The 19,751-nt window shown below is 66.4% G+C and carries 22 protein-coding genes; 1 reads left to right on the top strand and 21 read right to left on the bottom strand.

Translation table 11 applies throughout. The features are described from left to right. Positions 1 to 365: 365 nt before the first annotated feature. From ACIQ09_RS07460 to ACIQ09_RS07435, 6 genes are all read right to left on the bottom strand, one after another. Positions 366 to 2,687, bottom strand: a complete 2,322-nt coding sequence (locus ACIQ09_RS07460; protein WP_398307769.1) for an acetate/propionate family kinase — start codon at positions 2,685 to 2,687, stop codon at positions 366 to 368. A gap of 210 nt (positions 2,688 to 2,897) precedes the next feature. Next, positions 2,898 to 3,086 carry a zf-HC2 domain-containing protein gene (locus ACIQ09_RS07455; RefSeq protein WP_398307767.1) on the bottom strand — a complete coding sequence of 63 codons (189 nt, stop codon included), beginning with the start codon at positions 3,084 to 3,086 and terminating at the stop codon, positions 2,898 to 2,900. Continuing rightward, positions 3,080 to 3,745, bottom strand: coding sequence for a sigma-70 family RNA polymerase sigma factor (locus ACIQ09_RS07450; protein ID WP_398307765.1), 666 nt, complete (start codon positions 3,743 to 3,745; stop codon positions 3,080 to 3,082). Before ACIQ09_RS07450 ends, ACIQ09_RS07455 begins: the two co-directional genes overlap by 7 nt. Next, complete coding sequence (locus ACIQ09_RS07445; RefSeq protein ID WP_398307763.1) at positions 3,742 to 4,476, bottom strand: DUF2063 domain-containing protein; 735 nt, start codon at positions 4,474 to 4,476, stop codon at positions 3,742 to 3,744. The genes ACIQ09_RS07450 and ACIQ09_RS07445 overlap by 4 nt, the downstream gene beginning before the upstream one ends. Continuing rightward, the gene (locus ACIQ09_RS07440; RefSeq protein WP_398307761.1) at positions 4,473 to 5,303 is read right to left on the bottom strand and encodes a DUF692 domain-containing protein; all 831 of its coding nucleotides are present in this window, start codon (positions 5,301 to 5,303) and stop codon (positions 4,473 to 4,475) included. The genes ACIQ09_RS07445 and ACIQ09_RS07440 overlap by 4 nt, the downstream gene beginning before the upstream one ends. A 54-nt stretch (positions 5,304 to 5,357) precedes the next feature. Further along, positions 5,358 to 5,684, bottom strand: coding sequence for a hypothetical protein (locus tag ACIQ09_RS07435; protein WP_398307759.1), 327 nt, complete (start codon positions 5,682 to 5,684; stop codon positions 5,358 to 5,360). 172 nt (positions 5,685 to 5,856) lie between these two features. Between ACIQ09_RS07435 and ACIQ09_RS07430 the strand changes: the two genes are divergently transcribed. Continuing rightward, a complete protein-coding gene (locus ACIQ09_RS07430) occupies positions 5,857 to 6,492 on the top strand; it encodes a YitT family protein (RefSeq protein WP_398307757.1) in 636 nt (211 codons plus the stop codon). 13 nt (positions 6,493 to 6,505) lie between these two features. Here the strand turns inward: ACIQ09_RS07430 and ACIQ09_RS07425 are convergent, their stop codons facing one another. The 15 genes from ACIQ09_RS07425 to ACIQ09_RS07355 form a co-directional block, all read right to left on the bottom strand. After that, positions 6,506 to 6,979 carry a MarR family winged helix-turn-helix transcriptional regulator gene (locus tag ACIQ09_RS07425; RefSeq protein ID WP_398307755.1) on the bottom strand — a complete coding sequence of 158 codons (474 nt, stop codon included), beginning with the start codon at positions 6,977 to 6,979 and terminating at the stop codon, positions 6,506 to 6,508. A 268-nt stretch (positions 6,980 to 7,247) separates the two neighbouring features. Next, a complete protein-coding gene (locus ACIQ09_RS07420) occupies positions 7,248 to 7,847 on the bottom strand; it encodes a hemerythrin domain-containing protein (protein ID WP_398307753.1) in 600 nt (199 codons plus the stop codon). Between the two features lie 22 nt (positions 7,848 to 7,869). Then, positions 7,870 to 8,628 (bottom strand): ABC transporter ATP-binding protein, encoded by a 759-nt coding sequence (locus ACIQ09_RS07415; RefSeq protein WP_296406683.1) that lies wholly within the window; start codon positions 8,626 to 8,628, stop codon positions 7,870 to 7,872. After that, a complete protein-coding gene (locus ACIQ09_RS07410) occupies positions 8,628 to 10,430 on the bottom strand; it encodes an ATP-binding cassette domain-containing protein (protein ID WP_398307751.1) in 1,803 nt (600 codons plus the stop codon). The genes ACIQ09_RS07415 and ACIQ09_RS07410 overlap by 1 nt, the downstream gene beginning before the upstream one ends. After that, complete coding sequence (locus tag ACIQ09_RS07405) at positions 10,427 to 11,464, bottom strand: branched-chain amino acid ABC transporter permease (protein ID WP_296406687.1); 1,038 nt, start codon at positions 11,462 to 11,464, stop codon at positions 10,427 to 10,429. Before ACIQ09_RS07405 ends, ACIQ09_RS07410 begins: the two co-directional genes overlap by 4 nt. Before the next feature lie 106 nt (positions 11,465 to 11,570). Beyond that, positions 11,571 to 12,716, bottom strand: a complete 1,146-nt coding sequence (locus tag ACIQ09_RS07400; protein WP_398307748.1) for an ABC transporter substrate-binding protein — start codon at positions 12,714 to 12,716, stop codon at positions 11,571 to 11,573. 371 nt (positions 12,717 to 13,087) lie between these two features. After that, positions 13,088 to 13,558 (bottom strand): tautomerase family protein, encoded by a 471-nt coding sequence (locus tag ACIQ09_RS07395; protein ID WP_398307746.1) that lies wholly within the window; start codon positions 13,556 to 13,558, stop codon positions 13,088 to 13,090. Then, positions 13,555 to 14,058 carry a flavin reductase gene (locus tag ACIQ09_RS07390; protein WP_398307744.1) on the bottom strand — a complete coding sequence of 168 codons (504 nt, stop codon included), beginning with the start codon at positions 14,056 to 14,058 and terminating at the stop codon, positions 13,555 to 13,557. Before ACIQ09_RS07390 ends, ACIQ09_RS07395 begins: the two co-directional genes overlap by 4 nt. A 23-nt stretch (positions 14,059 to 14,081) precedes the next feature. Further along, positions 14,082 to 15,044, bottom strand: a complete 963-nt coding sequence (locus tag ACIQ09_RS07385) for a PDR/VanB family oxidoreductase (RefSeq protein WP_398307742.1) — start codon at positions 15,042 to 15,044, stop codon at positions 14,082 to 14,084. Between the two features lie 37 nt (positions 15,045 to 15,081). Next, positions 15,082 to 15,822 (bottom strand): SDR family NAD(P)-dependent oxidoreductase, encoded by a 741-nt coding sequence (locus ACIQ09_RS07380; protein WP_398307740.1) that lies wholly within the window; start codon positions 15,820 to 15,822, stop codon positions 15,082 to 15,084. Positions 15,823 to 15,832: 10 nt separating this feature from the next. Next, the gene (locus ACIQ09_RS07375; protein WP_398307738.1) at positions 15,833 to 16,321 is read right to left on the bottom strand and encodes an aromatic-ring-hydroxylating dioxygenase subunit beta; all 489 of its coding nucleotides are present in this window, start codon (positions 16,319 to 16,321) and stop codon (positions 15,833 to 15,835) included. 16 nt (positions 16,322 to 16,337) lie between these two features. Next, positions 16,338 to 17,603, bottom strand: coding sequence for a Rieske 2Fe-2S domain-containing protein (locus tag ACIQ09_RS07370; protein WP_398307736.1), 1,266 nt, complete (start codon positions 17,601 to 17,603; stop codon positions 16,338 to 16,340). A 45-nt stretch (positions 17,604 to 17,648) separates the two neighbouring features. Then, positions 17,649 to 18,170: a nuclear transport factor 2 family protein gene (locus ACIQ09_RS07365; RefSeq protein WP_324461440.1), complete on the bottom strand. Its 522-nt coding sequence runs from the start codon at positions 18,168 to 18,170 to the stop codon at positions 17,649 to 17,651. 19 nt (positions 18,171 to 18,189) lie between these two features. Beyond that, the gene (locus ACIQ09_RS07360) at positions 18,190 to 18,549 is read right to left on the bottom strand and encodes a hypothetical protein (protein ID WP_296406707.1); all 360 of its coding nucleotides are present in this window, start codon (positions 18,547 to 18,549) and stop codon (positions 18,190 to 18,192) included. Between the two features lie 26 nt (positions 18,550 to 18,575). Next, entirely contained in the window at positions 18,576 to 19,739 is a 1,164-nt protein-coding gene (locus ACIQ09_RS07355; RefSeq protein WP_398307733.1) for an acyl-CoA dehydrogenase family protein, read from the bottom strand. Positions 19,740 to 19,751 lie beyond the last annotated feature (12 nt).

Raw genomic sequence — 19,751 nt, 5'->3', positions numbered from 1 at the left:
GTCTGAGCCCGAAGGGCGAGTTCCGCGCCGGCCGCCTGCTGGGAGCAGCGCAGGGCAGTCATTCGCGCAGCGAATGACCGGGGTGGCCGGGTCGCCTTTCTTGCCTTCTTCTTTGGCGAAGCAAAGAAGAAGGTCGCCCGCCGGGGCGAATTCCCGGCCAATGTAACGCCACGCAACGGAAAGCCCGTAAGCAAGAGCTCAAGCCTTACCTGTCGAAGCGAAAACGCTTTCCACACTTAACGCGAACATCGCCATTCAATTCGACCCCACAAAGGCCGCGGCGCCCCGGCGGGCCACGCTTGAACGCACAAGGGGCGACCGAAGCCGCCCCTTGTATGCCGAAAAGGGGGCCAGCCCCCCTGCCCTCAGAGCCGGCTCTGGATCTCCTCGATGAAGCCCTGCATGCCGGTACGGATGTTGGCCGCATTGCCTTCATCGGTATCGATGTGCATGGCCAGGCGATATGCCGGGTTCACACGCACCACGACATCGCCGAAGATCAGCTCGCGCTCGCCCTCGATGCGCACACGGACGATGTACTTGTCGCGCACGCGGAAGCGCAGGGCGTCTTCGGGGGTCATGTGGATGTGGCGCTGGGCGCAGATGACGCCGCGCTCGATGGTGGTGCTGCCGGCCGGGCCTTCGAGGGTGATGCCCGGGGTGTTCACCAGGTCGCCGGACTCGCGGATGGGGGGCTGAATGCCGACCTTGAACTGCTCGGTCATGGCGATCTCGACCTGGGTCTCCTTGCGGGTCGGGCCGAGGACGCGCACGTTGGCGATGCGCCCCTTGGGGCCGACCAGGTGCACCTTCTCGGCACAGGCAAACTGGCCCGGCTGGGACAGTTCGTGCTCGGGGGTCAGCTGATGGCCGGGGCCGAAGAGCTTTTCCACGTCGGCCTGGCACAGATGCACGTGGTGGGCCGAGATCTCGATGGGAATGGCCGGCGCTTCTTCAGCACGGGATTCGAGGAGCAGCTGGTTACGCTCGATGGCGCGCAGGGTTTCCCAGGCCACCAGGCGTTCGTCGTCGTTGGTGATGACCAGGATGGTGACCGGCGAATCGTCGGCGGAGATGATGGCGTGGGAGCCCACCAGGCCGAGATTGCGGTTCTTCTCCTCGTCGAGCTTGATGCCCATGTAGCCGAGACCCTGGCAGGCCAGGCTGCGCACGGTGGCGCTGGTCTCGCCCACGTCGCCGGTGAAGGCCAGCACGTCGATGCCGCCCATGGCAGCCACGTAGGCGCCGATGTTCTTGCGCACCTGGTAGCAGAAGGCCTTGTGGGCCAGCAGGGCCCGGTGGTGGCCGTTGCTGGCGGCGGTCTCGATGTCGTGGATGTTGCTGGAGATGCCGGAGATGCCCTTCAGGCCGCTGCCGGTGTTGATCAGGCTGGAGAGCGCCTCTGGCGACATGCCCTGGTGCTGCATCAGGTGGATCATCACCGCGGGGTCGATGCTGCCGGAGCGGCTGGGCATGATCAGGCCGTCGGTGGGGGTCATGCCCATGGTGGTGTCCACCGAGCGGCCATGGTCGATGGCACACAGGGAGGCTCCAATGCCCAGGTGACAGGACACCACCTCGAGCTCGCCGAGGGGGCGCTTGACGACTTCGGCGGCCTTCAGGGAGACGTAGCGGTGGGACGTACCGTGGAAGCCGTAGCGGCGGATGCCTTCCTGCTTGTAAAGGTCGTAAGGCAGACCGTAGAGGTAGGCGTAGGGCGGCAGGGTCTGGTGGAAGGCGGTGTCGAAGACCGCCACGTGGGGCACACCGGGCAGCTGACTCATGGCCATGCGGATGCCCTCCACGTTCACCGGGTTGTGCAGGGGCGCGAACACCGAGAGGGCTTCGATCTCGGTGATGACCTGCGGGGTGATGACCACGGCACTGGAGAACTTGCTGCCCCCATGGACCACCCGGTGACCGATGGCGACGACCTCTTCGGCATGGAAGGTGAAGGCGTCACCGAGCAGACGGGTGGCTTCCTGCATCACCCGGAACAGCTCGGTGATGGGGAAGGGTTCGCGCATCTGCGTCTTGACCTGGGTACCCACCATCACGGTGATGCAGACCACGGCCGGGTCGGCGTTGTCGACGATGCCATGCACGTCGGCGCCACTGTCCTTGGTGTCGTAGATGCCGAAATGGATCTGGCTGACGCCCACGTTGAGGGCCACCACCTTGCCAGGCTGGCCGGTGAGCAGGGACAGGGCGTAGGGGTCGTCGGACTTGGCCGTGCTGGCGGTCTGGCCGGCCACGATGTCCAGGCTCATGTTGCGCATGCGGTCGAGGAGCAGGCGCGACAGGTAGGCGATGGCCTTCGGGTTGGTGAGGATGTGGGCGTTGAAGACCGCCTGGGGGATCAGCAGCACGTAGCAGCGGTTGCCGGCGATCACATCGGCGGACAGGCGCTCGCCGGTGAGGATGGACATGACGCCGAAGACGTCGCCCGGCCCGAGCTGGCTGAGCACCGAGCGGGTGCCGGTGTTGTCGGTGATGGAGATCTCGGCGTGGCCGGTGATCAGCACGCCGATGTATTTGCTGTCGTCGCCGGTCTCGAGGATGGCTTCGTTGCCCTCGTAGCTGGCCAGTTGGCCCTGGCTGACGATTTCCTCGACTTTGTCGGCCGGGAAGTGCTCGAAGAGGCGTACCTGTTCGAGGAAGAACCGTTTCAGATCGATTTCACTCACGCTGATTCTCGCTTCATGGGGTGGTGCCGTAACCGACAGGATAGTCCCGCTGCTGCGATGCAGCAAAGCACATTCGCCTCACAGGCACGTACACGCCTCATTTCTTTGCCAGGAAAGGATGGCGACGGACAGCGCCGTTATCGCAGCGCAACAGACTACGCGTCTCCTGTGACGGTCATTCGCGGGAAAACTGAAGGGTCAGCTGAAGGGTCAGGGCGCCCTGTCGTCGTGACCAGTGAAAGCACGGCTGGCGCGGCGCAGGAAATCGATCTGTTGCCGGAAGGCCCGGCAGCCCCGGCAGAACACCAGGTGCAGGCGCAGGGCAAGGCGCTCCCGCCCGCTGAGGGGGCGATCCAGGGCTTCGGAAAGAAGCCGGGTGGTGTGCTTGCAGGTCAGCATGGAGCGGCCTTTCCACCAAACCAGCCTTCGGAGAGGCACTGCCGCAGGCCGGCCCGGGCCCGGTGCAGGATCACGTTGCAGTTACTGACGCTGAGGGCCAGGGTGGTGCAGATTTCGTCGGTTTCGAGGCCCAGGAACTCCCGCATCATGAACACCCGGGCGGTTCGCGCCGGCAGCACCTCCAGGCAGATCTCGAAGACCTGCCAGAACTGCTGTTGCTCCAGGGCCTCCTCGGGGTTGCCCCACGGCCGCGGGCGGCTAAGGGGGCTCCAGTGCTCGTTCTCCCGGAACAGGGCGTCAAAGGCTTCGTCCATGTCGGCCTCGTCGCGCTCAAGGCTGGAGACCTGCACCGTGCGCCCGCGCTCCCGCAGGAAGTCGATGACCTTGTGGCGCACGATGGTGAACAGCCAGGTTTTCAGGGCGGAACGGCCGGCGAAGCGCTCGATGCCCTTGAGGGCAGCCTCGATGGCCTCCTGCACCGCGTCCTCCGCGGCTGCGTCGTCGTGCAGTTGCAGGCGGGCAAACTTGAGCAGCTGGGGGCGGAAGCCGGAGATGAGCTCGGCGTGGGGGGTGGGGGTCATGGCAGGCGGAAGCGTCCGGGTGGTGAGGGGCGGCGCCGGGCGCCGGGCCACGCCATCCAGCATAGCAGGGAAGCTCACGCTGCCGTCCCCAGCAGCACGCCGAGACGGCGCAGGTCGGCCAGGCTGTGGCGGCCGAAGTCCATGAAGGCCGCGTCCGGCGCCCGGCCGAGTTCGGCTGCGAGTTGTGCCAGAGCCTCGCGGCCGGACACGCCGCCGGCCTCCAGCAGCACCAGCAGGCGGGCGGTGGCCGGGTTGGTCTCGACGAAACACACCTCGTCGGCGGCGTCGCGGAACACCAGCAGCTGCACCGGCGCCGGGCGGCGGGGACGGGCATCCGGCCCGATGCAGTGCACCGGCCACTGGAAGGCCAGGGACAGCAGGGCCGGATTGACAACAGGGCAGCCCTCGACGGGATCCCCGTCACTCAGGCCAGCGGGTGGTGCCACGTCCATCACGTCTACGGCCAGCTCGGCCCATTCGTAGCGGGCCAGCTCGGCGAACCAGCGTGGCAGGCGCTGGCGGGAGCCCGCCTCCAGGTAGTCGACGAACTCCCGCGGGATCTCGCGGAACCAGGCGGTGGCGCACGGCCAGTCCCGGTAGAAGGCGCGGCACAGGCGTGTCCACCGCAGCTCACCGAGGCAGGCCCGCCCCACCGGAAAGCAGCGGTCGAGGAAGCTGCGCAGGTTGTTGAAGAGCAGTTCCTCATACACCGCCATGCGCTGGCGCGGCACGCCGGCCGGCACGGGAGCCCTTGCTCCGGCCCGGAGGCGCCGGCCAAAGGCCAGCTGGAACTCGCGCAGGCGGCTCATCGGGCGGCTCCTGCAGCCTGCAGGCGGGCGATGCGAGCCACCTCCTCGGCCAATTCAGCCAGGGGCGGAAAGCCGAAGTCCCGCTCCAGACAGGTGGGCACCGGGCCTGTGTGGCGATAGGCCTCGGCCAGCAGATCCCACACCGGGTCGATGACCGGCGCGCCATGGGTGTCGATGAGCAGGCCGTCGTCCTCCACATGGTGGCCGGCCACGTGGATGTAGCAGGTGCGCGTCAGAGGCAGGGCGTGGAGGAAATCAAAGGGGTCGAAGCCGAAGTTGCGGGCATTGACCAGGATGTTGTTCACGTCCAGGTGCAGCAGGCAGTCGGCCTCTTCGACGACGGCGCGGATGAAGCTGGCCTCGTCCATCTCGGCGCCGGGCGGGGTGACGTAGCGGGAGGCGTTCTCGATGCCGATACGGCAGCCGAGCAGGTCCTGGGCCTGGCGGATGCGGGCCGCGGCCCAGCGCACGGCCTCGCCGGTGCAGGGCAGGGGCAGCAGGTCGTAGAGCTGGCCGTCATCACTGCTCCACGACAGATGTTCGGTGTACAGGCCAATGCCGTGCGTAGCCATGAAGTCGCGGGTGCGCAGGAGCAGATCGGTATCGAGGGGGCGCTGGCCGCCCACCGACAGGGACAGGCCGTGGCACACGAAGGGATAGCGTTCGGTGAAAGCGTGTAGCTGGCGGGCCGAGCGCCCGCCCATGCCGGCCCAGTTCTCGGGGGCCAGCTCGAAGAACTGCACGGCCTCGGGAACACCGGCTTCCAGCTCGGGGAGCAGCTCCCGGCGAAAGCCCAGCCCGGCGCCGATGGGCAGGCGTGCGTGCATGTCAGGGTCTCCCGGCACGGGGCAAGGCAGCCCGGCCCCGTGCCGCCATGCGTCTTACTTCTTCTCGGCGGCGCACTTGCCGTCCATCTTCTTGTCGCCGCCGCAGCTGGCGTCCTTCTTCTTGTCGGCGGCGCATTTGCCATCGGCCTTCTTGCCGGCAGCACACTTGCCCTCCGCCTTCTTGTCGCCGGCACACTTGCCGTCCATCTTCTTGTCTGCAGCGCACTTGCCGTCCTTGGCCTTGGTGTCGGCCTGGGCCAGTTGATAGCCGCCCTCCAGGGACTTGGCGGCGAAGGGGTTCTCGCCGGCATGGGCGGCGCCGGCCAGGGCCAGGGATGCGGCAAGGGCGGCGGCGCTCAGGCCGGAAGTGGTCTTTTTCATGATGATCTCTCCTGTTGGAATCGGGGGCGCCGGCAGGTGGCCGACGGGCCACGCAAATACCTGGTGCTGGCCATTGGTCGGCCGACACGCGCCCTTATTACATGGCCCTTCAAAAAAAGTTTGTGGGCGGACGGGTATGATCGGCGGCGTACCGCCCTCTTACAAGCCCGCCATGCCCTCCTCCCCCGCCGAGCCCCGCCCCAGCGCCCTGCAGGCCATGCGCCATAGTCCCCTTGAAGACGTACAGGGGGTGCTCACCGGCTGTCTGTTCGTGGCCCTGGCGATCCTGATCTTCCGGGAAAGCCGCCTGCTGCTGGGAGGTTCGGCCGGGCTGGCCTTCCTGCTCCACTACCTGAGCGGGTGGCGGCTGGGCACGGTGCTGTTTGCCGTCAATCTGCCCTTTTACGTATTCGCCTACCGGGCCATGGGGCGCAGCTTCACGCTGAAGACCTTCTGCGCCGTGGGCGTGCTGTCGGTCTACACCGAGGTGCTGCCCGGCCTGATTGCCTTCGAGCGCATCGACCCGGTGTTTGCGGCGGTCATGGCCGGGCTGCTGGCGGGCATCGGCATCCTCATCCTGATCCGCCACGGCGCCAGTCTGGGCGGGCTGGGGGTGCTCGCGATCTATCTGCAGAAGACCCGCGGCTGGCGCGCCGGCACGGTGCAGATGGCCGGCGACTGCCTGATCCTGGCCCTGGGCCTGTTTGTGGTGTCGCCCGGCCAGGTGGGCCTGTCGGTGCTGGCAGCCGGCGCCCTCAATCTGGTGATCGCCATCAATCACCGGCCGGAACGCTATTTCGGGGCCTGAGGCGTGTGACGGCTCAGTGGTCCGCCAGGTTGTTGAAGATCTCTTCGAGGTCCTGGCTGATGCGCATCAAGCGGGCTTCGCTGAGGTCGCCGTAGCCACGCACGAAGATCTTGCTGGTGGCCTGCTGGATCTCGGCCAACAGCGTCTCGCCCTTGGGCGTCATGGCGACGTCGGTGATGCGTGCATCGTCCGGGTTGGTGGCGGTGTGCACCAGGCCCTCGTCACGCATGCGCTGCACGATGCGGGTGATGGTGGACAGCTTGATGATGGCGTGGGTGGAGATCTCGGAAACGCTGAGGGTGCCGTGATTCTTCAGCAGGTGGAGCACGCGCCGGGTCGGAACGTCGGTGCCCAGTTTCTTCAGGATCTGCTCCATCTGCTGGGTGTAGATGGCATTGACCCGGGCCAGCCAGTAGAAGGGAAACTCCTCGTAACGGAAGTTCTCGCTGGTCGGCAGGAAGCGGCTGTTCTTTTTTGCGCGTGGCATATCGGAATAACGGTTTGAAGCCCTTGAAACCCGGAGTCGGCCAGGCCGGCCACCGGCATCGGGCATGATACCCGCTCGGGCGCCTGTCCGGCAGCGCCGGAAGACGCCCGCGCCTGCCCTGCCCTGCCCTGCCCTGCCCTGCCCTCAGAGGGTGTGAAGAAATCGTAGCGAGCGGTTCGAGTTCGCCCGGAGAAGCGCAGCCGTACAAGAGTACGGTGAGCATCGCAGGGGCGAAATCGGGCCGCGCAGTAGATTTATTCACACCCTCTCAGTCCGCCTTGTAGGGGCCGGCCCCCAGGCCGATGGGCTCGGGGGCGGCGGCCACCAGGCGCGAGAAGATGCGCGTAAAGTCCTCCGGGCCATCGGGCGGACGGGTGCCGCTCATGGGGTCGACCGTGCCGGCAAAACCGGCGTTGGCGATGGCCCAGTCCTCGGCAGTGAAGTACTTGTGCACCAGGGGCAGGATCTCCCGCTCCTCGCGCATCATGTGCTCCCGATAGAACGCGGCGAAGGCCTCGAAGGCGGCCACAAAATCCTCGAAGGCGCCGGGCGCGCCGTCGGCATAGCGCTGCACGGCCGCCTCGAGGGCCTTGATGCGGTCGTTGCCCCGGGCGTGCTCCTCCTCCAGGCGGGCGATGGCCTCGGCCCCCTCGGCGGTGCGCTGCTTGAGCAGGGCGAAGATGAACTGGTCTTCCTTGGGGTGGTGACGTTTCTCGGGGTAGGCGTCCAGGTAATGAACCATGGCCCGCAGCAGGCCCATGTCGGGCTGCAGGGTGCCGGAGCCGATGTCCCGGAGCATCAGCCGGATGGCGTGCAGGATGGCCGCCAGGGACTGATGTTCGTCGATCATGATGCGCAGGGCTTCCATTCGTGTGTCTCCTTGATTGCGCTCAGGTGGCGAGCATCGCCTGGTGTTTGCTGCCGAGACCCAGATAGGCGTCGATCACACGGGGGTCGTCGGCGAGCTGATGGGCCGGGCCGTGCATGGCGATCTGGCCGGTCTCAAGCACATAGGCATAGTCGGCCACCTGCAGGGCGGCGCGGGCGTTCTGCTCCACCAGCAGAATCGACACGCCGCGGCGGCGCAGCTCGGCGATGATGCGGAAGATCTCGCGCACGATCAGCGGCGCCAGGCCCAGGCTGGGCTCGTCCAGCATCAGCAGCTTGGGCTTGGCCATCAGCGCGCGGCCCACCGCCAGCATCTGCCGTTCGCCCCCCGACAGGGTGCCGGCCAGCTGGCTGCGCCGCTCCTTGAGGCGCGGGAACAGGGTGTAGATCTCCTCCATGGTATTGGCATGGTCGCGCAGGCCGCTGCGGTAGCGCTGGAAGGCGCCGAGCAGCAGGTTGTCCTCCACGCTCATCTCGCTGAACAGCTCGCGCTTCTCGGGCACCAGGTTCATGCCCCGGGCCACCATGCGCTCCACTTCGGGCACCACCTCGATGCTGCCGTCGAAGGCCACCTGCCCCTTCGACTCGAGCACCCCCATGATGGCCGACAGCATGGTGGTCTTGCCGGCACCATTGGGGCCGATCACGGTGACGATCTGGCCCTCGCCCACGGTCAGGCTGGCATTGCTGAGGGCCTCGACCTTGCCATAGGAGACGCTGAGGTCGCGGATCTCCAGCACGGTGTTGTTCGGATTTGCCATCACTCCACCCCTCCCAGATAGGCTTCGAGCACTGCCGGATTTTGCTGCACCTCGTCGGGCAGGCCTTCGGCGATCTTTTGGCCGAACTCCATCACCACCACCCTATCCACCAGGTTCATCACGAAGTCCATGTCGTGTTCGACGATCAGCGTGGCCAGACCTTCGGCGCGCAGTTTGCGCAGCAGGTCGGCGAGGGCCTGCTTCTCCTTGTGACGCAGGCCGGCGGCCGGCTCGTCGAGGAGGAGCAGACAAGGGTCGGCACACAGGGCCCGGGCGATCTCCAGGATGCGCTGCTGGCCCAGGGCCAGACTGCCCGCCTCGGCGTGCATGAACTCACCCAGCCCGACCCGCTCGATCTGCCGGGCGGCCTCCTTGAGCAGGCGTGCCTCCTCGGTGCGGTCCAGGCGCCAGGCCGCCGACAGCACGCCCTTTTCACCGCGCAGGTGGGTGCCGATGGCCACGTTCTCGAGCACGCTCATGGCGGGCAGCAGCTTGACGTGCTGGAAGGTACGGCTCATGCCCATGCGCGCGATCTGGCGCGAATCCTTGCCGGCCACCGGCTGCCCCAGGAACAACACCTCGCCCGAGGTGGGCGTATCCACCCCGGAAAGCTGGTTGAACATGGTGCTCTTGCCGGCGCCGTTGGGGCCGATCAGGGCCAGGATCTCACCAGCCCTGACGGAAAGGCTCATGTTGTTGTTGGCCACCAGGCCACCGAACTTGCGGGTCACGTTGCGCGCTTCGAGGATCACCTCGCCCGCCTTCGGCGGCGTGCGGCGCGGCAGTGCGTCGGCCGCTGCGTCGATGGTCTTGGTGTCCACCCGCACCGGCACGATGCGGCACAGCAAGGGCCACAGGCCGCCACGGGCACGCTGCAACACGACGATCATCATCAGACCGAAGACGATCACCTCGAAGTTGCCGGCCTGCCCCAGCAACTTGGGCAGGATGTCCTGCAACCACTGCTTGAGCAGGGTGATCACCCCGGCACCCACCAGGGCGCCCCAGACATGCCCCGCACCGCCGACCACGGCCATGAACAGATACTCGATGCCGATGTGCAGGCCGAAGGGCGTCGGATTGACGAAGCGCTGCATGTGGGCATACAGCCAGCCCGAGGCACAGGCGTGCAGGGCGGCGATCAGGAAGATCACCATGCGCGAGCGGGAGGTATCCACGCCCATCGCCTCGGCCATCACGATGCCGCCCTTGAGGGCACGGATGGCCCGCCCCTCGCGGGAGTCCAGCAGGTTCTGGGTGGTGAGGACGGCCACCAGTACGAAGGCCCAGATCAGGTAGAAGATGCGCTCGCCGGTATCCAGGCTCAGGCCGAAGAGACTGATCGGCGGAATGCCATTGAGGCCGGAATGCCCGCCCAGGCTCTCAGAGGTGCCGAACAGGAAGTACAGGCTCATGCCCCAGGCCATCGTGCCGAGGGGCAGGAAGTGGCCCGACAGGCGCAGGGTCAGGGAGCCCAGCAGCACCGCCACCACGGTGGTCAGCAGCAGGCCGGCCAGCAGGGTCAGCCAGGGGGAGGAGCCCACCCAGGCAATCCAGCCCGGCAGGGAAGGCAGGGTGGTGAGGGCCGCGGTGGTGTAGGCGCCAAGGCCCACGAAGGCCGCTTGGCCGAAGCTGGTGAGGCCACCCACCCCGGTGAGCAGCACCAGCCCGAGGGCCACCAGCGCATACAGGCCGATGTAGTTCAGCAGGGTCACCGAAAAGGGTGACAGGACGACGGGCGCCAGTGCGAGCAGGGCCAGGAAGCCCCCCAGCACCAGGCGCGGCGAGAGCTTGGCGTTCATTCTTCTTCCTCCACATGGCGGCTGGTCAGGGAGCGCCACAGCAGCACGGGGATGATCAGGGTGAAGACAATGACTTCCTTGTAGGCGCTGGCCCAAAAGGAGGAGAAGGACTCGAGTTGGCCCACCAGCAGGGCGCCGACGGCCGCCAGCGGATAGCTGGCCAGTCCGCCGATGATGGCGGCCACGAAGCCTTTCAGGGCGATCAGGAAGCCGGTGTCGTAATAGACGGTGGTGATGGGCGCGATCAGCACCCCCGACAGGGCGCCGATGAAGGCCGCCAGGAAGAAGGTGAGCTTGCCGGCCAGGGCGGGTGAAATCCCCATCAGGCGCGCGCCCACCCGATTCATGGCGGTGGCCCGCAAGGCCTTGCCGTACAGGGTGCGCTCGAAGAACTGGAACAGGGCGACGATCAGCGCCAGCGACACGGCGACGATGACCAGGGTCTGGCCGGGCACGGTGAGCGGGCCAAGCTCCAGGGAAGCGTCGGAGAAGGCCGGCGTGCGCTGGCCTTCGGCACCGAAGAACAGCAGACCCAGGCCCACCATGGTCAGGTGCGCCGCCACCGACACTATCAGCAGGATCAGGATGGGCGCCGAGGCGATGGGTTGATACACCAGCCGGTACATCTGCGGCCCCATCGGCACCACGACGGCCAGGGCCAGGGCCACCTGGGCCAGCTGCGGCAGGCTTTGGAGAGGCAGCACCGATACCAGCGCGGCTACCCCCAGGGGGTAGGCCAGGTTCCAGCCGGCCACGCCGAGCAGGCGCCCGGGGCGGCCCGAACGGAGAGCCGGCACGCCATCCACCACCGTCACCGCCACCCCGAGGCCCACCAGCAGCCACACGGTGGTCGGCACCACGCCGGCCTGCAGCATGGCCAGGGTCAGGGCCCCGTAGGCCACGAACTCGCCCTGGGGAATGAAGATCACCCGGGTGACCGCAAACACCAGCACCAGGGCCAAGGCCAGCAATGCGTAGATCGCACCGTTGGTGATGCCGTCCTGCACGAGCATCAACGCAATCTGAAATTCCATGGGAAAACCCTCGTACAAGACACCGCCCGGGGGCGGAAAAGCAGGGCGCGCCGGACGGAGCGCCAGCCCGCGGAAGCCAGGTTGCCCCGGCCTCCGCCCGTGGGCATCAGGGGATCAGGGTCCACTTGCCGCCGCTGACGGTGATCAGCTCGCGGCCACGCTCGTCAAAGCCGCTGTGGTCAGCCGGCGACATGTTGTACACACCCTGGGTGGCGGGCATGTCCTTGGTCTGCTCGAGGGCGTCGCGCAGGGCCGAACGGAAGGCCGGCGTACCGGGCTTGCCCTTGGCCGCAGCAATGGGAATGGCGGTCTTGAGCAGCAGGCCGGCATCGAAGACGTTGCCGCCGAAGGTCGCCGGCTTGACGCCGTGGAGCTTCTCGTAGGCATTCACGTAGTCGATGGCGATCTTGCGCGAGGGGTGGGCATCGGACACCTGATCGAGCACCAGCATCAGGCTGGCAGCGAGCACGGTGCCTTCCACCTTCTTGCCGCCGAGCTTGAGGAACTCGGGCAGGGCTGCACCGTGGGTCTGGTAGAACTTGCCCTTGTAGCCCTGGTCATGCAGGGTGATCTGGGGCAGCACGGCAGGCGTGCCGGGGGCGGCGATCAAGACCGCGTCGGGCTTGGCCATCAGCAGCTTGAGACCCTGGGCGGTGACGGAGCTGTCGCTGCGCTGGAAGCGCTCGCTGGCCACCACCTTGATGCCCTTGCGGCCGGCGCTCTCGGTGAACACCTTGGCCCAGTTTTCACCATAGGGGTCGGACGAGCCGATGAAGCCCACCGTCTTGATGCCGTGCTTGGCCATGTGGCCCACCAGGGCGTCGGCGATCAGCTGGTCGTTCTGGGTGGTCTTGAAGACCCACTTCTTCTTGTCGTCCATCGGCAGCACCACGGCGGCGGTGCCGACCGGGGCCAACAGGGGCACGCCGGCTTCGGCGGCAAACTGGATCACGCCCATGGCATTGGGAGAACCGGAGGGGCCGATGATGGCGTCCACGTTCTCCTCGCTGATCAGCTTCTTGATCGCCACCACCGAGGCGGTGGGGTCGCTGCCATCATCCAGGGGGATGTATTGCACCGTGAGGTTGCCGACCTTGGTCGGCATCAGGGGGACGGAGTTCTTCTGGGGAATGCCAACCATGGCGATGGGCCCCGTGGAGGACGAAATCACGCCCACCTTGACCTGCGCAAAAGCGGCCCCGGAAAACAGGGCACCCATCACTACCGACGCTACGAGACGCTTGAATTTCATGATGTTCAATCTCCAGTCAAAGAATGGCACTGCCTGCATCGAGATTTCGTGAGCTTCCGTCCGGAAAAACACGATTCACAAATCTATTCACGTGATTTTTCACGTTTATATCCAAAAATAAAGCCGCTTGCACTGCCTGGTTTTGAAGGACGACTTCCGAATGGGTCCATTCGCTGCAGCGCATCACGGACACTATTCAAGAGCATTCTTCATGCCATTTCCGCCTGTTTGGCGGGATTCAGGCGCCCGGGGCCATTTCAGGGCCCTGGGTGAATCCGGGAAAAAACCCCTTTTTCAAAATTGCCATATTGCAGTGCAGTGACCGCCCATTTCGCACCAATTACGTGCCCAATAGCGGCCCAATCACGCCCTCAGCGACCCATGGCCCGGGCGGTCTTTCCCTCCATGCCGAAATCGGTATTGGCCACATCAAAGATCATGATGCGTACCGGCGCCGGCGGGATGTCCAGCACTTCGCCGATCACGCCGGTGAGACGCCCGATCAGGACTTCCTTCGCCGCTTCGCTACGCCCCGCAATCAGGAACACATGGACGGTCGGACCGCCTGCAGGAACCGGCTCACCGGCCCGCGCGGCGGCCGCCAGGCAGACCCCGCCCACGCTGACATGAGTCCGGGGCAACTGGATCAGAAAGATCCGGACCGAAGCCTTCGGTGCGGCAATACTGTCCACGACGGCATCGGTCATGCGCGCCAGCAGCAATTCCTTCTGTGCGTCGGAATGGCCTTCAAGCAGATAGACATTCAGGTTTGGCATGGCTTCAGCCCAATTGGGTAATGAATCGGCGAATTCAAAAGCAATAAACTTGGACCCGGCATTCACCCGGCCGCACGGCTCTCGTCACCGACCCGGTGGTAATTGCGATTGAAATACACCAGGCCGGGGCGTTGATCGCCCTGACGCATCTGCTCCACCTCGCAATAGAAGATGCTGTGGGAACCGACGTCGTGGATCTGCGCAATGCGACAGTCGAAACTCGCCAGGGCGTCGTCCAGGGCCGGGCTGCCGGTTGCCAGGGCCTGCCAGCGGGCGCGCTGGAAGCGTTCCTCCATGCTCACGTTGCGGTCGGCAAACAGGCCCGACAGATCCTGCTGGTCGCCGCCGAGCAGATTGACGCAGAGCACGCCGTTGGCGGTGAAGAAGCGGTGGGCGTAGGACGAACGGTTCATGCACACCAGCAGCGTGGGCGGCTGGTCGGTGACGCTGCACACCGCCGTGGCGGTGAAGCCGGCCAGCCCGTCGGCGCCGGCGGTGGTGATCACATTGACGGCGCCGGTGAGCATGGCCATGCCGTTACGGAATTCATGGGTATCGATCATCATGTCTCTCCTTGGGGATGATCCGGCTAGAGGTCCAGCACCAGGGTGTCGCTGAGGGCGCGGGAACAGCACAGGAGGATCTGGTCGTTGTCGGCCTTCTCCCCGTCGGTCAGGAAGACGTCCCGGTGGTCGGGGGTGCCCTCCAGCACGTTGCACAGGCAGGTGCCGCAGACGCCTTGCTCGCAGGACACCTTGATCTTGATGCCGACACCGGCCAGGGCATCGACGATGGTCTGGCCTTCGGCCACATGCACCGTCTTGCCGGATTTCTTCAGGGCCACGTCGAAGGCCTTGCCGCCCGCGCTAGGCGCCTCGACCTGGAAGTACTCCTTGTGGATCTGCCCGGCGGACAGCCCCAGGCGGCCCGCTTCGGCGATGACCCAGTCCATGAAGCCGGAGGGGCCGCAGACGTAGAGGTGGGTGCCCGCATCGGCGCCGGTCAGCACTTCGACCAGGTTGAGGCGCTGCTCCACCGCACCGTCGTCGAAGTGGGTGTGCACCTGGGCGCTGAAAGGCGCCGCCGCGAGCTCATCGAGAAAGGCACAGGACGAACGGGTGCGCCCGCTGTAATGCAGCTCGAAGGGCTTGTCCTGGGCCGACAGGGTATGCGCCATGGCGATCATGGGCGTGACGCCAATCCCACCGCCCACCAGGATGCTGCGGCGTGCGCCGGCCTCCAGCGGGAAGAGGTTGCGCGGCACCCCGATCTCCACCACGGTGCCTTCGCTGAGGCGCTCGTGGGCAGCGATGGAACCGCCGCGGGAATTCGGGTCCTTGAGGATGCCCAGGCGGTAGACCTGGCGGTCGGCGGGATTGCCGCACAGGGAATACTGGCGCACCAGCCCCTCGCCCAGATGCAGGTCCACGTGGGCCCCCGCCTCGAAGGGGGGCAGCTCGCCACCGTCTGCGGGCGCCAGGTCGAGGACGAGAACGCCCTGGCCCTGGGACTCGCTGCGGCGTACGACAACCCGGAGCGTTTCTTCAGACATTTTTGTGTTTTCCCTTCTGTTGGTTTCGCTTCGCCAGTCAGCGCATGAAGATGCCGCCGTTCACATCCCAGGCTGCACCAGTGGCGAAGTCGGCTTCGGCGGAGGCCAGTTGCACGACCAGACTGGCGACGAACTCGGGGTTGCCGAGGCGCTTCACCGGGATCATCTCGATGAGCTTCTCGAGACGCTCGGGGGGCACGGCGGCACGCACCGAGGGCAGCTCCATGGGGCCCGGGGCGATGGCGTTGACGGTGACACCGGAGGCCGCGAGCTCGCGGGCGAAGATCTTGGTGAGGGTCAGGATGGCGCCCTTCGACGCGGCGTAGTGAGCACCGGACGCGGTGCCACCGTTCTGCCCAGCCAGGGAGGCCACGTTGATGAGGCGGCCATAGCCGGCCGCGCCCATCGCCGCACCGAACACCTGGCAGCCCAGGAAGGTGCCGCGCAGGTTGATCGCCAGCACCGTGTCGAATTCTTCCGGGGTGATCTGCATCACCGGCGTGGTGGGCGTGATGGCGGCGTTGTTGACCGCCACATGCAGCCCGCCCCAGCGCTCGCGCACGGCGGCCAGAGCGGCCTCGAAGGCGGCCTTCTGCATCACGTCCAGGGCCAGCGGCAGAACCGTGTCGCCGCTCGCATCCAGCTGCGCGGCGGCGGTGCGTGCCATGTCCTCGGTCCGGTCGGTGAGGACCAGCTTGTAGCCGGCCGCATGCAGGCGCCGGGCGATGATGTTGCCGAGGCCCTGGGCGGCACCGGTGACGAGGGCGACTTGGTTCATGCTGCGCTCCTTAGGGGATGTAGCCGATGCACTGCAGCGCATCGGAGGAGTTGAGCAGACGCACCACCTTCTGCTGGATGCGGAAGCTGTCACCCTCGGCGTCACCCGTGCGGACCAGGGTGTAGGTCAGGTTGGCGGTGTAGTGCTTCTGGATCTCCTTGCGGAACTCCCGCAGGTTCTGGGCACAGCGCACGGTGACGGTCTTGCCGTCATCGGCGAGGATGCGGAAGCGCGACACGCTGCGGATGGTGCGCGGCGCCGGGGAGGTGGAGATGGACTCGCCGCTGCCCAGGCGGGCCACGCGCAGGTTACGCATCTTGGCGTCGTCGCAGGCGTAGTTGAGGGTGTTGGCGAAGTCGGTTTCGTCCGGGTTGATGGGCACGATGTAGAGGCCCTTCTCTTCCCACAGGGCGAGCCATTCGGCGTATTCGCCGTGGTCGAGCATGTCGGCCTCCTGGCAGATGAAGGCGCTGGCTTGGTTGAGCAGTTCAATGTTCATGGCTTCGTCCTCCGCCTCAGGCGGTCATCAGTTTTTTCCATTGGCGGTAGGCGGCACGCATGCCGGTTTCCGCACTCACGTCGCTGCGGCGGCCGTCGGCCGTCTCCTGTTCCTTGGCCAGGCCGCGGTTGAGCAGGATCCACTGGTCGGTGCCGGCGTTTGAGCCCTTCTGCACGCGCTCCCAGGCTTCCGAGTCATCGGGAGTGCCGAAGCCCATGGGGCCCTGGAAGTGTTCGTGCATGCGCAGGCGGGCGCGGTTGCCGGCCTCGGGGCCGCCGTCCATGGTGATCACCGCGTGGTGGATCTCGGTCTCGGTCACCGACACCGGACGCAGCACCCGGAAGAAGGCCATGGAGCAGGCGATGTTGGGGAAGATGTTGAGGTTGAAGCCGGACCCGCCCACCGCACGCACGATGCGGCGCACCTGGTCTTCGGGGTAGTCGGCACGCAGCTCCTCGGCCAGCGCGGCGAAGCGCTCGGGGATGGGGGCGTCCAGGTTGGCCTCCAGATCCACCAGGTCGGGGATCATGACCATCACGCTGTGGCCGTTGCCCAGGTCTTCCACGAAGCCCGGACCTTCGACGAAGTCGAGCATCTCTTCGGTCTGCTTGTCCACCGAGGACAGGAAGGACTTGTGCACCAGCGGGAAGTGGTAGGCGTCGGTGGTGTTCTCGAGCTGGATCTTCCAGTTGCCCGGGAAGCGGAAGCGGTGCTCGCCGCCCACCTTGATCGGGAAACCGCCGCCCTGCTTCATGAACAGGTCCATCCACTTCTTGGCCGGGCCGAGGAAGTCGACCAGGGGCTCGATGTCGTCCTTGAAGGTGGCGAAGATCATGCCGGCGTACTCCTCGACGCGCAGCTTGACCAGCGGGTAGTCGGCCTTGTCCAGCAGGTCGCCGTAGCTCTCCGGGCTGGGCACGCCGCGCAGGGCGCCGTCCAGGGAGTAGCTCCAGCCGTGGTAGGGGCACACGAAGCTGTTGGTCTTGCCCTTGTGGCCTTCGCAGACGGTGGCGGCACGGTGGCGGCAGCGGTTGAGCAGCACATGCACCTGCTGCTTGCGGTCGCGCACGGTGACCACCGGCTGGCGGCCGATGTAGCCGGTCTTGTAGCTACCGGCCTCGGGGATCTCGCTGGCGTGGGCAACCCACACCCAGGTGTTGGCGAAGACCTTGTCCATCTCGTCTTCGAAGATGGCCGGGTCGGTGTAGAGGGAGGTATGCACCCGGTCGTGCTGGACCAGGTCGGCCAGGGTGTGGCCCTTGCTGGTGGTTTGGCTTGTCATGGTGTTGTCTTCCTTGTTTCTCGATCTGATGAGAGGGACGGGGGGCTAGCGCGGCACCGGCAGGGCCGCGCTGGCGTTCCAGGCCGTCACCGGACGGCTGAACAGGTTCTCGGTACGGAAATGGGCCATCCGCCAGACGCCGTCCTGGCGGGCGAAGTCGATACTCAGACGCGCCGCGTTGAGGTGGGAGGCGCCGCTGGCGAAAGTCGATGTCTGCAGCATGACCCACGCGCCAGTGGCCGCATCCGGGGCATGCACGCGGATCGTCTCGCTGGTCAGGAAATGCACGTTGAGAGCAAAGTGCGCCGGCTCGACCATGTACTTGGCCATCATCGCGGCGATGGCCTCGCGCCCTTCGATGCGCCCGAAGGTGCCCTTGTACTTCTCGCCAATGCCTTCCCACACCGCATCCACGGTGAACAGCCCGGCCAGTTCATCCAGGGGCGTGCGGGCATCGAGGTAGTCGCACAGGAACATGTAGCGGTTGATGCAGGCGCGGATGGCGCCTTCGCTTTCCAGGCGGTCGAGGCGTGCCTCGAGCTGACGGAGGTGGGCAAGGTCGGTCATGGTCGGCTCCCCGGCGGCCTTACTCGGGAATCACCAGCTCGCGGCCGATTCGGGCCTCGACGCGGATGTACTTCCACAGCTTGTAGGTGCCGTCGCCCACCGGGGTGGCGCGGAACAGGTTGCAGGCGGCGGTGACCGTCTCCAGGTCGGGCACGTCGGCCAGCACGTAGGTGGTCCAGGGAAAGGCGACGGAGGGGCCGACCATGATCTGGTCGTCGTCCATGTTGCCCAGCACGCGCACGCCGGGCAGGCGCGCAATGCCCTGCATCATGGCCACGAAGGCGCCCCACACGTCCTTCATCTCGTCGGCGGTGCCATCCATGAAGTTCTGATTGACGCCCATGCAGAACAGCACGCGCAGCGGTTTCTTGTCACTCATCTCTATCTCCCGTGGATCGTTGGGTGTTACAGGTAGCCCGGCAGCGGCTTGTGCCCGAAGAGCATGGCGCCGGCGTTCTGGTAGGTGATATCGCCCATGAAGGCGTGCTGGGTGATCATCTGGGCGTCGCGGACCTGGGCGGCCAGGGGGCTCGACTCATACACGCCGGTGCCGCCGGAGAGCATCTGGGCGCGGCGGGCCACGTCGGCCCCGACGCGGGAGGCGTGGGTGGTGGACAGGCGCAGCATGCTCACCTGGTGATCGGTGGGCGTGCCACCGGCCAGCAGCACCTGCCACACATCGTCGATGGCCTCGTAGAACCACGCGCGGGCCGCTCGTAGTTCGGCCTCGATCCGGGCGATCTCGAGCTGCACATAGATGCGCTCACCCAGGTTGGGGGCGCCCGTTACGGAGGCGCGCCCGGCGGCCATGCCCAGCACTTCGTTGATGGCGGCACGGCCGATGCCGAGGCCCACCACGGTGAGCACCTGGGCGGCGAAAGACAGGGTCGGGTAGCGGTAGAGGGGCGTGTCGAGGGAGGCGGCGCCGCCCCGCACGAAGGTCCATTCCTCGGGCACCACCACGTCCTTCACCACGATGTCGTGGCTACCGGTGCCAAGCAGGCCCATCACATCCCAGTTGGGCACGATCTGCACCTTCTCCCGCGGCATCACGGCCATGCGCGGCAGCCCGGAACCCTCGGCGTTCTTCGGCAGAATGCCGGCGCCGACCACCTCGGCGCCCATGCTGCCGCTGCCCCAGCTCCAGCGCCCGCTCACCTTGAAGCCGCCCTCCACCAGCTCGGCCGGCTGGGGCGGAAAGATGCCGCCGGCAAAGACCACATCCGGGCCGTTGGCGTAGAGCTTTTCCAGGGTCGCCAGGGGCAGGGCCGCCAGGTAGACGCCCCCGATGCCGAAACTCGCCACCCAGCCGGCAGAGCCGTCCGCCTCGGCGATCCTCTCGATCAGCTGGCAGAACTCCGCCGGCGACTTCTCGTCACCACCGAAGCGCTTGGCCACCAGGGCGCGATACACCCCGACTTCCTTGAAGCGCTGGATGATGTCCGGCGAGATGTGCTGCTGTTTTTCAAACTCCTTCCGGCGCTGCCTGATTTCCGGCAGCAGTGCCTCCAGGGCGGCCGCCGGATGGGCGGCGTCACTTTCCCGGGTCTCTTTCATAGCCACTAACATGGGTGTCTCCGC

Source organism: Zoogloea sp. (assembly GCF_044344315.1).
In the GTDB taxonomy this organism is placed as follows: Bacteria; Pseudomonadota; Gammaproteobacteria; order Burkholderiales; family Rhodocyclaceae; genus Zoogloea.
Note: the sequence above shows the minus strand (reverse complement) of the source record. Positions and strands in the feature narration are given on the sequence as shown.